Genomic DNA, 11923 nt, shown 5'->3' on the forward strand with positions numbered 1-11923 from the left:
ACCAGCACCAGCGGCAGTTCCTGCTGGGCGCCTGCTTGCGGGTCGAGGTTCGGTTCGGGGGTGGACGCCTGGCTCACGCTTCGACCATGAATGGGGCCGGATCGCCGCAACCGACACGGATCACTTCAGGTTCGTCGCCGGTCAGGTTGATCACGGTGGAAGCCTTGAGGTCGCCAAATCCACCATCAATGATCAGGTCGACATGATGTTCCAGGGCCTGACGAATCTCATAGGGATCAGTCATCGGCTCGTCTTCACCCGGCATGATCAAGCTGACACTCATCAGCGGTTCACCCAGTTCTTCCAATAGCGCCAGGGCAATCGGATTGGACGGCACACGCAAACCGATGGTGCGGCGCTTCTCGTGCAGTAACAGGCGCGGTACTTCACGGGTGGCATTGAGGATAAAGGTATAAGGCCCCGGCACATGCGCCTTGAGCAGGCGGAAGATGGACGTGTCGATCTTGGCGAACAGCCCCATTTGCGATAAATCGCAGCAAATCAGGGTGAAGTTGTGATTCTTGTCCAGTTGTCGCAGGCGACGGACCCGCTCCACGGCGTTTTTGTCACCAATCTGGCAACCCATTGCGTAGGAGGAATCGGTGGGATAGACCACCACCCCGCCCTTGCGGATGATCTCGACGGCCTGTTTGATCAGGCGCGGTTGCGGGTTTTCCGCATGAATCTGGAAAAATTGACTCACATTCTCTTCCTGGTCAGACGGCCGCGATTGGCTGCTCATGTTTGAATCGACGCCACAAGGGTGGCAGGTCCTCTGGCAACGGCCGGTAGACACCGATCTCACCCCAGGTGCCTGGGCCATGGAAGTCACTGCCGGCACTGGCCAGCAGACCGAACTCACGGGCCAGGATGGACATGGTGCCCACCTGTTCGGCCGGCATCATGCCGTTGACCACTTCCAGAGCCTGACCGCCTGCTTGAATATAGTCGGCAATCAGCCGGCGGCGCTTGCTGCGTGTTAATTCATAGTGCATCGGATGCGCCAGGCTGACCCAGGCATCGGACTTGCGCAGGGTTTCCACGGTCTCGTCCAGGGTCGGCCAGTGCAACTTGACGTCGCCCAGCTTGCCGGCGCCCAACCACTTGCGAAACGCCTCGGCGCGGTCTTTGACATGGCCGGCACGGACCAGGAACTCGGCAAAGTGCGGACGCGCCGGGGCGTTGCCACTGTCACCCAGCTCCTGCTGGATGGCGCGTGCGCCGTCCAGAGCACCCGGCATGTTTTTCAGCGCCAACCGCCGGTCGATTTCTTCGGCGCGCAACCAGCGCCCGCGGTGCAGGGACTCGACCGCCTCAAGCAACGGCGCGGCATCCAGAGCAAAGTTGTAGCCCAGCACGTGGATCGTCGCACCGCCCCAGGTGCACGATAGTTCAATGCCGCTGACCCACTGCATGCCCAAGGCCTGGGTAGCGGCGCGGGCTTCGAGCTGGCCTTCGAGGGTGTCATGGTCGGTCAGCGAAAGCATCCGCACGCCGTGCTCATGGGCCCTGGCAACCAGAGCTGTCGGCGACAAGGCGCCGTCAGAGGCCGTACTGTGGCAGTGCAGATCAACATTCATAGGTGGCGCTTTCGCTGTCATTGATGTTTGTTATTATGCCGTCACATCCTGCTTCTGGCTGCCACTGTGAAACAATTCATCGATTTCATCCCGCTGCTCCTGTTCTTCATCGTCTTCAAGCTCGAACCTCGTGCCGTCGAATTTGCCGGTCACAGCTTCGAAGTCGGAGGCATCTTCAGCGCCACGGCCATGCTGATCATCAGCTCGGTGGTGGTTTACGGCGCGCTGTTCATCCGCCAGCGCAAGCTGGAAAAAGGCCAGTGGCTGACCTTGCTCGCCTGCCTGGTGTTCGGCGGCCTGACCCTGGCCTTCCACAGCGAAACCTTCCTCAAATGGAAGGCGCCGGTAGTCAACTGGCTGTTCGCCCTGGCGTTTACCGGTAGCCACTTCATCGGTGACCGGGTGCTGATCAAGCGCATCATGGGCCATGCCATCAGCCTGCCGGAGGGTGTCTGGACGCGCCTGAACGTCGCCTGGATCGCCTTTTTCCTGTTCTGCGGCGCCGCCAACCTGTTCGTTGCCTTCACCTTCCAGGACATCTGGGTCGACTTCAAGGTGTTCGGCAGCCTGGGCATGACCGTACTGTTCCTGGTGGGCCAGGGTGTCTACCTGTCCCGTCACCTGCACGACAGCGACCCCACCACTCCCAAGCCTGAGGATTGACATGCTCTACGCCATCATCGCTACTGACGTTGCCGAGTCCCTGGAAAAACGCCTGGCCGCCCGCCCGGCGCATATCGAACGCCTGCAGCAACTCAAGGAACAAGGCCGCGTAGTGCTGGCCGGCCCGCACCCGGCGATCGACAGCAACGACCCGGGCGCAGCCGGCTTCACCGGCAGCCTGATCGTCGCCGAGTTCGACTCCCTGGCCGCCGCGCAAGCCTGGGCCGATGCCGACCCGTACATTGCCGCCGGCGTGTATGCCAATGTCATCGTCAAGCCGTTCAAGCAAGTCCTGCCGTAAGCCGCTGTACGCGGTGCGCCACGGTGCGCACCGCGTTCCCGCCTTTTACTGACGCTACTGCTCATTATTCTCGTCTGCCAGCCGACAACCTGCTGAATCGACAAGAATCAGGAGTACCCATGCGTCAAGGTCCGTTGTCCCTGCTGCTGTGCCTGTTGTTGCTGACCCCGTTCGCCCAGGCCGAAGAGCCCACCACCTCCAGCACCCCGCTGTCGCTCAGTGCCGGCAGCCAGATCACCGAGCTGCAACAGCGCCTGCAGGAAAGCGAACGCCTGCGCGAAGCGCTCACCCAGCAACTGCACAATGCCGACAGCGAACGTGAAAGCGCGCAGCTCACCCGCCTTCGTCAAGATAACCAGCGCCTCAAGCTGACGCTCAAGGAACTCCAGGCCAGCGCCCCTGAACGGCTGATCACCGACCAGCAACAATGGTTCCTGATTGGTGGTGCAGTTGCCCTCTTGGCAGCACTCTGCGGTATCTTTGCCAGCGGCGGACACAGAAAGCGTCGGCAATGGTTGAATTGAGTGAGTCATGAGCGAGCTGTTACTGATTGATGATGACCAGGAACTCTGCGAGCTGCTCGGCAGCTGGCTGACCCAGGAAGGTTTTAGCGTACGCGCCTGCCACGATGGCCAGAGCGCGCGCAAGGCCCTGGCCGAACAGGCGCCGGCCGCTGTCGTGCTGGATGTGATGCTGCCCGACGGCAGTGGCCTGGAGCTGCTCAAGCAACTGCGCAGCGAGCATGCCGAGCTGCCGGTGCTGATGCTCTCGGCTCGCGGTGAACCCCTGGACCGGATCCTCGGCCTGGAACTCGGCGCCGACGATTACCTGGCCAAACCCTGTGATCCGCGCGAACTGACTGCCCGTCTGCGCGCAGTGCTACGCCGCAGCCATCCCAACACCACGCCCAGCCAGGTCGAAATCGGCGACCTCAGCTTCAGCCCTGCACGTGGCGTGGTCAGCATCGATCAACAGGACCTGACCCTGACCCTGTCCGAAAGCCGGATTCTCGAAGCACTGTTGCGCCAACCCGGCGAGCCACTGGACAAGCAGGAGCTGGCGCAGATCGCCCTGGGGCGCAAGCTGACCCTGTACGACCGCAGCCTGGACATGCACGTCAGCAACCTGCGCAAGAAAATCGGCCCGCACCCCGACGGCCGCCCGCGCATCGTTGCCCTGCGCAGCCGCGGCTACTACTACAGCCTGTAATGTCAGCACGGCGTTCAGGCATCTTTACCCAAGCTTTACCCTTGCCTGACCGCCGTTGACCTTGATCTCCCTAGACTGGGCACATCCGGTAACCACCGGCCTTAGGAAAGGAGAGACACCATGCGCAAGACCCTTATCGCCCTGATGTTCGCTGCCGCACTGCCGACCGTCGCCATGGCCATGCCAGAAGGCGGCCCACGCCACGGCGATCACCACCGCGGTGGAGCGCCTTTCGCCCAGCTGGACCTGACCCGCGAACAGCGCCAGCAGATCGGCAAGCTGATGGGCGAGCAGATGAAAAGCCGTCAGGAAATCACCAAACGCTACCTGGAAAAGCTCCCGGCAGCGGACCAGAAAGCCCTGAAAGATGAGCTGCAAACCAAGAAAGACAAGACCCAGGCCGATATCCGCGCCCTGCTCAAGCCTGATCAGCAGAAAAAATTCGATGAGCTGAAGAAGGAGCAGGACCAACGCCGCGCCGAATGGACCGAGTTCAAGGCCTGGAAAGCTGAAAAAGCCACCAAGGCCCAGTAAGCTGTCAGCCACCCGCCCGGCCTGCCCCTGTGCAAGCCGGGCTTTTTGCCGTTGAAGGAGCCTCCCTTGCGTTCATTGTTCTGGCGCATCCTGGCCAGTTTCTGGCTGGCCATTGCCCTGGTCGCGGGCCTGTCGATCCTGCTCGGGCACATGTTGAACCAGGACGCCTGGATCCTCAGCCGCCACCCCGGCCTCAATACCCTGGCGCAGAAATGGACTCAGCGCTACGAACAGCAAGGGCCGGATTCGGCGCAGCATTTTCTCGAACGGCGCAAACGCCACTACAACATTGACGTACAGGTACTGAACGACAGCGGCGAAGCCGTGGTTCCGGGAACCTTCCCGCGGCGTGCGGCAGCCTTCGAGGCGCGTCGGCATAACGACGACCGACGCCTGCCCTGGCGTCGTCTGACCGAGGAATACACCAGCCCCGACAGCGGTGAAACCTACCTGCTGATCTACCGTATTCCCCACCCAGAACTCGACGCCTGGCACCGCGACAGCCTGCTTTGGCCACTGAGCGCGCTGGGCATTGCCCTGGTGGTGCTGACCTTGTTCAGCCTGTTTGTAACCCTGTCCATCACCCGGCCTCTGAGCCGCCTGCGCGGTGCGGTGCATGACCTTGGGCAAACCACCTACCAGCAAAACAGCCTGGCACGCCTGGCCAACCGCCGCGACGAGTTTGGCGTGCTGGCCAACGATTTCAACCGCATGGGCTCACGCCTGCAGAGCATGATCGGCAGTCAGCGCCAACTGTTGCGCGACGTCTCCCATGAGTTGCGTTCACCGCTGGCCCGCTTGCGCATTGCCCTGGCCCTGGCCGAGCGGGCCGGACCGGAACAACGCGAAGCGCTTTGGCCGCGCCTGACCCGCGAATGCGACCGGCTGGAAGCCTTGATCAGCGAAATCCTGGTGCTGGCGCGAGTCGATGCCGAACAGGCGCGGGCCGAGCCGGTGGACCTGGATGCAGTGCTGCAATCGGTGCAAAAGGATGCCCAGCTCAGTGCACCGGAGCAGCACATTCAGCTGCATCACGAGAACGGGCTGAGCCTGCAAGGCTGGCCAACACTCATCGAGCGGGCGCTGGATAACCTGCTGCGCAATGCCCTGCGCTTCAACCCACCGGGGCAACCGATCGAAATCACCGCCGTGCGCGACAACGAGCGCATCGTGCTCAGCGTGCGCGACCATGGGCCGGGGGTGGCTGAAGAACACCTGGCACAATTGGGCGAGCCGTTTTTCCGTGCGCCAGGGCAGAGCGCAGCGGGCCATGGCCTGGGGCTGGCCATTGCACGCAAGGCGGCGGAGCGCCATGGCGGGAGTCTGACGCTGGAGAATCACCCGCAGGGCGGGTTTGTTGCCAGACTGGAATTGATGAGTGCCTGAGCTGGAATCGCATCGCGGGGCAAGCCCGCTCCCACAGGGCGATGTAGAGCCAGTGGGAGCGGACTTGCCCCGCGATGAAGTCGGTCAGCCCCAAGCCGTAACGAAGTCAGCCGTGGCCAGCACTGGCGCCGGACGCGGCTCGTTCAGCGGGGTCCCCAGATACAGGAAGGCGATGATTTCTTCGTTGTCTGACAGCCCCAAGCCCTTGGCCACATGCTTGCTGTAAGCCAGGTCTCCGGTACGCCAGACCGCACCGATGCCCTGGGCATGCGCCGCCAGCAGAATGCCATGGGCCGCACAGCCCGCAGCCAGACGCTGTTCCGAGGCGGGCACTTTGAAGTGATCTTGCAGGCGCGCAATCACCACCACCAGCAGCGGCGCGCGCAGCGGCATGGCGCGGGCTTTGTCGAGGGCAGCCTCAGTGGCGTCGCCTTCGATTTTCACCGCTTCGGCCAGTAGCGTGCCGAGCTTTTCGCGGCCTTCCCCCTCGACCGTCAGAAAGCGCCAAGGCCGCAACTGGCCATGATCCGGCGCCCGCAACGCGGCCTGAAAAAGACCCTCGCGCTGTGCAGCATTGGGCGCAGGCTCCACCAGGCGTGGTACGGAAACACGGTTGAGCAATGCGTCGAGAGCCTCCATCGGCTACCCCCTAAAGAGAAATGTGCAGCTATTCTAGCGTTTACTTAAAAAGGTCCATAGGTAGAATGGCGCCCTTCCGTTACGAGTCAGAGCAGATCACATGGCGTTGCCGACCTTAAGGATCATCGGTTTTATCATCGGCATCTTCCTGATCACCCTGGCGATCAGCATGGTTGTGCCCATGGCCACCCTGGTGATCTTCGATCGCACCGGCGATCTGCCGTCGTTTCTCTGGGCCAGCATGATCACCTTTGTCGCCGGCCTCGCCCTGGTGATTCAAGGGCGCCCGGAGCATGTGCACCTGCGCCCGCGCGACATGTACCTGCTGACCGTCAGCAGCTGGCTGGTGGTGTGTATCTTCGCCGCCCTGCCGTTTCTGCTGACCCAGCACATCAGTTACACCGACGCCTTCTTTGAAAGCATGTCCGGCATCACCGCCACCGGCGCCACCGTACTCAGTGGCCTGGACACCATGTCACCAGGCATCCTGATGTGGCGTTCGCTGTTGCACTGGCTCGGCGGTATCGGCTTTATCGCCATGGCGGTGGCGATTCTGCCGCTGTTGCGCATCGGTGGCATGCGCCTGTTCCAGACCGAATCCTCGGACCGTTCGGAAAAAGTCATGCCGCGCTCACACATGGTCGCCAAGTCGATCGTTGCGGTGTACGTCGGTTTTACTGCCCTGGGCGGTCTGGCGTTCTGGCTGGCGGGCATGAACGTGTTCGATGCGATCAACCATGCCATGTCGGCGATCTCCACCGGCGGTTTCTCCACCTCCGACCAATCCCTGGCCAAATGGGACCAGCCCGCCGTGCATTGGGTTGCGGTGGTGGTGATGATCCTTGGCAGTATGCCCTTCGCACTCTACGTGGCCACCCTGCGCGGCAACCGCAAGGCACTGATCAAAGACCAGCAGGTCCAGGGCCTGCTGGCCATGCTGGTGGCCACCTGGCTGGTGCTCGGCACCTGGTACTGGGCCACCACCGATCTGCACTGGCTGGATGCCTTGCGCCACGTAGCGTTGAACGTCACTTCGGTAGTGACCACTACCGGCTTCGCCCTGGGTGACTACAGCCTGTGGGGCAACTTCTCGCTGATGCTGTTCTTCTACCTGGGCTTCGTCGGTGGCTGCTCCGGTTCGACGGCGGGCGGTATCAAGATTTTCCGCTTCCAGGTCGCCTACATCCTGCTCAAGGCCAACCTCAATCAGCTGATCCACCCGCGTGCGGTGATCAAGCAGAAGTACAACGGCCACCGTCTGGATGAAGAGATTGTCCGCTCGATTCTGACCTTCTCGTTCTTCTTTGCCATCACCATCTGCGTGATCGCCCTGCTCCTGTCGTTGCTTGGCGTAGACTGGATGACTGCCTTGACCGGCGCTGCCAGTACGGTTTCCGGCGTCGGCCCGGGCCTGGGTGAAACCATTGGCCCGGCCGGCAACTTCGCGACCCTGCCGGATGCGGCCAAATGGATCCTGGCAGGCGGCATGCTGCTCGGCCGCCTGGAGATCATTACGGTGCTGGTGCTGTGTATGCCGGCGTTCTGGCGTCACTGATCAGCACGTCGCCGTCCCCAGCGCATGCCGGCTGCGGTGCGCTGACCGCCATACGCGCCCGGTACTCGCCGGGGGTCGCATCGAACCAGCGCCGAAACGCCCGAAAGAAATTGCTGGGGTCGGCAAAACCCAGCAGGTAGGCGGTTTCCAGTAGCGTCATGTTCGGCTGCGCCAGGTACTGCTCAGCCAGTTCGCGGCGGGTGTCGTCCAGCAACGTCTGAAAGCTGGTGCCCTCTTCCTGCAAACGCCGCTGCAAGGTTCGCTGGGAAAGATGCAGGGCCTGGGCCACCATTTCACGCTTGGGCTCGCCTTGCGGCAGCACCCGGCAGAGCACCTGACGGGCGCGATGGGTGACCCGGCTTTCGGAGAAGCGCGCCAGATACTCACCGGCAAAACGATCGTGCAAGGTGGCCATGGCTTCGTTGGCCGTTGGCAACGGCGCTTCCATATCGGTGCGCTCGAAAATCAGCGCGTCATGGGCCGCCCCGAACACCAGCGGCGCATGAAAGGCAGTCTTGTAGGGCGTCACATCCACGGGTTGCGGCCCTTGCACCAGCACCCGCCGTGGTTGTATCACCCGCCCGCTCAACCAGCTGCACAGTGACAGCGCACAGGCCAGCGAGGCCTCGGCGCTGTGCCGGGTGGGCGGAAGATGGTCACCGTGAACGGTGAGAATCAATGCATAGCCGTCTGGTTCCAGACGGAAGCTCAGATCGGAACTCTCGGCGATGATGCGCTGGTAACGCACCAGACGCTCGAATCCTTCGGCCAGGGTACGACTCGACATCAAGGCATAACCAACCACATGGAATGACGCCGGACGGACGACCCGGGCCATATTCAGGCCGATGGCCTGATTGCCGGAAAGATCGACCGCCAGTTGCCACAGACGGGTCATGGAGTCCTGGGTGAAACGTGCGTCGGGGTCGTCCAGCGCGGCGAAATCCAGGCCGAGTTGTTTGAACATTGCACGGCAATCCAGCCCTTCGAGCTCGAGTGCCTTGACGATCCCTGATGCCCAGCTTGCTGACGTGGTTCTCTCGCTCATGGCTGGCTTCTTATGTTCGAACTGACCGCTCCTGCGGCGAACTCAAAGGATACTCAATTGGCGCCTATTGTCACTGTCTTGCAGTTTTACTCACTCTAGACTCAGTTCAGGCTCCACGCCGTGTATCTTTATCAGTATTGAGCGCTTCAGGAGCTGCGTCGTGAACAGTCCCCGGCAATTTCGCAGTTTTTCCGAGTTCTACCCGTATTACCTGGCAGAACACAGCAACCCCACCTGTCGGCGCCTGCATTTCGTCGGCACCAGCCTGGTCATCGCCCTGCTCGCGTATACCCTGGGCAGTGGCAAGTGGATGGTGCTGTTGCTGGTGCCGTTTGCAGGCTACGGGTTTGCCTGGGTCGGTCATTTCTTTTTCGAGAAGAACCGCCCCGCCACCTTCAAGCATCCGCTTTACAGCCTCATTGGCGATTTCGCCATGTACCGCGACATGCTGCGCGGTAAAGTGTCCTTCTGATTTCGGCCCGCAAGGCCAGAATCCCGTCCTCAGCGGCCACTGTCCCGACAGGCGGCAAAGGTAGAGTGGGGGTAACGCCCCAGCACCTGGATTGCCGATGAACCAGCAGGCCCGCTTCACGCACATGCAAGATGGCACCCAGCAGGACTGGGCGATCATCGCCAGTGATTTCAGGGCTTACGCCAGCCAGCTCGCCGAACGGATCCTGGCGCACCTGCGCCTGCTCGACGGCGACTTCGGCGGCTTTCCCGTCGACCGTCTCAGTCACTCCCTGCAAACCGCTACCCGTGCCTGGCGCGACGGGCGTGACGAGGAGTACGTGATCTGCGCCCTGCTCCACGATATCGGCGACACCCTCGGCAGCTACAACCATCCCGATATCGCCGCGGCCATCCTCAAGCCCTTCGTCAGCCCGGAGAACCTGTGGATGGTGGAAAAGCACGGGATCTTCCAGGGCTATTACTTCTTTCACCACCTGGGCATGGACCGGCACCTACGTGAGCAGTTTCAGGACCATCCGCAGTACCAGCAGACCATCGAATTCTGCGCACGCTACGATGCCGCCGCTTTCGATCCGGGTTACGACAGTCTGCCACTGAGCTTCTTCGAACCGATGCTCAAGCGTTTGTTCGCCCAGCCGCGTCAGTCGATCTACAAGGCGGCGCTGCAGTCGTTGGGCGAGAACGCCTGAGTCAACGCGGTTCGAGCCACTCCAGGTCAGCCAGACGTTGCGCTTCGCGCGCCTGGGCGTCGGCCAGGCGGTACAACTCGATACTGCCGTCCCAATGCTCGATCAGCGCCGTGCAGGACTCGACCCAGTCGCCGCAGTTCAAGTAGTCGATCTCACCGACCTTGCGAATTTCGGCGTGATGGATGTGCCCACAGACCACGCCATGAAAACCCTGCTTGACGCATTCATGGGCGATCGCCTCTTCAAAATCGCTGATGAAACTGACGGCCGTCTTGACCTTGTGCTTGAGATACGCCGACAACGACCAGTAGCCGTAGCCATAACGGGCACGCCAATGGTTAAGCCAGCGGTTCAGAGTCAGGGTGAACTCGTAGGCCGAATCACCGAGAAACGCCAACCAGCGGTGGTAACGGGTGATCACATCGAATTGATCGCCATGAATCACCAGCAGGCGGCGACCATCAGCGGTCAGGTGCTCGGCCTGATCAACCAGGCGAATATTGCCCAACACCAGTTTGGAGTAGCGGCGCAGAAACTCGTCGTGGTTGCCGGTGACATAGATCACCTCGGTGCCGCGCTTGCTCATGGTCAGCAAGCGGCGGATGACGTTGGTGTGCGCCTGCGGCCAGTACATGCCACCGCGCAGTTTCCAGCCATCGATGATGTCGCCGACCAGGTAGATCTGATCCGCCTGATAACCCTTGAGAAACTGCGACAAGTGCTCGGCCTGGCAATCGCGCGTGCCCAGGTGCACGTCGGATATCCACAACGTGCGCACGCGCTGCTTGCGCGAGGGTCTGACTAGCTCGGCATGGCTCATAGGCTGGCTCCGGGGCAATTTTGCCGAGGGTGACAGTGGGCAGTGAAGCGCACGTGACAAAACCACGTCGATCTGATGACACACCAGCGCCCCGCCTGTCCCTGTACACTGCTGCCACTGCCTGGAGGACACGGCAATGAGCAGCGGCTCGATACTTTCCCTACGTCACTACAGTGACGACCTGATCGCCCACAGCCATGACCACCCACAACTGGTGTTCGGCTTGCGCGGGCAGCTGGACTTCGAACTTGACGGTCGTGGTGCGCGGATCGAACGCCAGGGCCTGATCGTGGTGCCGAGCGGCGCCCACCATACCTGCGGCAGCGCCGCCGGAAGTCACTGCCTGGTCCTTGATGTGCCCGGTGATACCTGGCTCGAACGCAGCATGGGCGAGCAGGCCCAGGCCAGCCAGCGCCTGCTTGAGCACCGCGGCTCACTGAACCTGGACCGTCACCAGCAGCAACTGGTCGACTGGCTCGCGACCAGCCCGGTGGCCGATCCGTTGATTGCCCAACAAGGCGCAGTATTGCTGCTGGCAAGCCTGAACAGCGGCTCACGCCCGGCCACCGTGCAGAAGCAATTACCCTTTGCCAGCTTCGACGCACATATCGAGCAACACGCCGCCTACCCGTTACAGGTCGCCGATCTGGCCCGTCTGGCCGGGCTTTCCAGTGCTCGCCTGCATGCCCGCTTTATTGCCGAAGCGTCGATGACACCCATGGACTACATTCGCCAACGCCGGCTGCTGCAGGCGCGCAGGTTACTGACCGGAACGAACCTCGCTATCGGTGAAATCGCCAGCCGGGTTGGCTACAGCTCGCAAAGTGCCTTCTCTGCTGCCGTGCTCAAAGCCTTCGGCCGTTCACCTCGGGCCCTGCGCCGCGAGTCTGGCGACAGTTAGCGCGAGACGCGCGACAGACGAAGACGGTACTGTGCCCTTACACTTTTATCGCGGGGCAAGCCCGCTCCCCCCCCTTGGGAGAGGGATTTCCCCCCTGCACCCTTTTCTTGAGGGAGTCCCATGG

At 61.9% G+C, this 11923-nt stretch carries 15 protein-coding genes; 10 read left to right on the forward strand and 5 right to left on the reverse strand.

The window, feature by feature from the left end; all coding sequences use genetic code 11:
• Positions 1–73: 73 nt before the first annotated feature.
• A complete protein-coding gene (locus tag ACO6VD_RS13905) occupies positions 74–703 on the reverse strand; it encodes an L-threonylcarbamoyladenylate synthase (protein WP_400172107.1) in 630 nt (209 codons plus the stop codon).
• A 13-nt stretch (positions 704–716) separates the two neighbouring features.
• Entirely contained in the window at positions 717–1580 is an 864-nt protein-coding gene (locus ACO6VD_RS13910; protein WP_422419817.1) for a PHP domain-containing protein, read from the reverse strand.
• A gap of 66 nt (positions 1581–1646) precedes the next feature.
• Here ACO6VD_RS13910 and ACO6VD_RS13915 point away from each other — a divergent pair, with 66 nt between their 5' ends.
• The 6 genes from ACO6VD_RS13915 (at position 1647) to ACO6VD_RS13940 (ending at position 5673) form a co-directional block, all read left to right on the forward strand.
• Positions 1647–2243, forward strand: a complete 597-nt coding sequence (locus tag ACO6VD_RS13915) for a septation protein A (RefSeq protein WP_400172109.1) — start codon at positions 1647–1649, stop codon at positions 2241–2243.
• Position 2244: 1 nt separating this feature from the next.
• A complete protein-coding gene (locus ACO6VD_RS13920; RefSeq protein WP_274295527.1) occupies positions 2245–2544 on the forward strand; it encodes a YciI family protein in 300 nt (99 codons plus the stop codon).
• A gap of 119 nt (positions 2545–2663) precedes the next feature.
• The gene (locus tag ACO6VD_RS13925; RefSeq protein ID WP_422419820.1) at positions 2664–3068 is read left to right on the forward strand and encodes a translation initiation factor 2; all 405 of its coding nucleotides are present in this window, start codon (positions 2664–2666) and stop codon (positions 3066–3068) included.
• Between the two features lie 7 nt (positions 3069–3075).
• Positions 3076–3753 carry a response regulator transcription factor gene (locus tag ACO6VD_RS13930; protein ID WP_400172111.1) on the forward strand — a complete coding sequence of 226 codons (678 nt, stop codon included), beginning with the start codon at positions 3076–3078 and terminating at the stop codon, positions 3751–3753.
• A 120-nt stretch (positions 3754–3873) separates the two neighbouring features.
• Positions 3874–4287 carry a Spy/CpxP family protein refolding chaperone gene (locus tag ACO6VD_RS13935; protein WP_400172112.1) on the forward strand — a complete coding sequence of 138 codons (414 nt, stop codon included), beginning with the start codon at positions 3874–3876 and terminating at the stop codon, positions 4285–4287.
• 66 nt (positions 4288–4353) lie between these two features.
• Entirely contained in the window at positions 4354–5673 is a 1320-nt protein-coding gene (locus tag ACO6VD_RS13940) for a sensor histidine kinase (RefSeq protein WP_422419822.1), read from the forward strand.
• Between the two features lie 84 nt (positions 5674–5757).
• Here the strand turns inward: ACO6VD_RS13940 and ACO6VD_RS13945 are convergent, their stop codons facing one another.
• Positions 5758–6312, reverse strand: coding sequence for an NAD(P)H nitroreductase (locus tag ACO6VD_RS13945; protein ID WP_422419823.1), 555 nt, complete (start codon positions 6310–6312; stop codon positions 5758–5760).
• Between the two features lie 100 nt (positions 6313–6412).
• Here ACO6VD_RS13945 and ACO6VD_RS13950 point away from each other — a divergent pair, with 100 nt between their 5' ends.
• Positions 6413–7867, forward strand: coding sequence for a TrkH family potassium uptake protein (locus tag ACO6VD_RS13950; protein WP_422419825.1), 1455 nt, complete (start codon positions 6413–6415; stop codon positions 7865–7867).
• Here ACO6VD_RS13950 and ACO6VD_RS13955 read toward each other — a convergent pair.
• Positions 7824–8915: an AraC family transcriptional regulator gene (locus ACO6VD_RS13955; protein ID WP_422419827.1), complete on the reverse strand. Its 1092-nt coding sequence runs from the start codon at positions 8913–8915 to the stop codon at positions 7824–7826. The two genes, ACO6VD_RS13950 and ACO6VD_RS13955, sit on opposite strands and share 44 nt — an antisense overlap.
• 160 nt (positions 8916–9075) lie before the next feature.
• Between ACO6VD_RS13955 and ACO6VD_RS13960 the strand changes: the two genes are divergently transcribed.
• Together ACO6VD_RS13960 and ACO6VD_RS13965 are read left to right on the forward strand one after the other, a co-directional pair.
• The gene (locus ACO6VD_RS13960) at positions 9076–9387 is read left to right on the forward strand and encodes an Mpo1-like protein (RefSeq protein WP_422419829.1); all 312 of its coding nucleotides are present in this window, start codon (positions 9076–9078) and stop codon (positions 9385–9387) included.
• Between the two features lie 97 nt (positions 9388–9484).
• Positions 9485–10078: an HD domain-containing protein gene (locus tag ACO6VD_RS13965; protein WP_400172118.1), complete on the forward strand. Its 594-nt coding sequence runs from the start codon at positions 9485–9487 to the stop codon at positions 10076–10078.
• A gap of 1 nt (position 10079) precedes the next feature.
• Here ACO6VD_RS13965 and ACO6VD_RS13970 read toward each other — a convergent pair whose 3' ends face one another.
• Complete coding sequence (locus tag ACO6VD_RS13970; protein WP_422419831.1) at positions 10080–10898, reverse strand: UDP-2,3-diacylglucosamine diphosphatase; 819 nt, start codon at positions 10896–10898, stop codon at positions 10080–10082.
• Positions 10899–11034: 136 nt separating this feature from the next.
• Here ACO6VD_RS13970 and ACO6VD_RS13975 point away from each other — a divergent pair, with 136 nt between their 5' ends.
• Positions 11035–11799 carry an AraC family transcriptional regulator gene (locus ACO6VD_RS13975; RefSeq protein WP_422419832.1) on the forward strand — a complete coding sequence of 255 codons (765 nt, stop codon included), beginning with the start codon at positions 11035–11037 and terminating at the stop codon, positions 11797–11799.
• Positions 11800–11923: the final 124 nt, after the last annotated feature.

Origin of the sequence: Pseudomonas sp. GZD-222, from assembly GCF_049310525.1 — a bacterium.
Lineage (GTDB): Bacteria > Pseudomonadota > Gammaproteobacteria > Pseudomonadales > Pseudomonadaceae > Aquipseudomonas.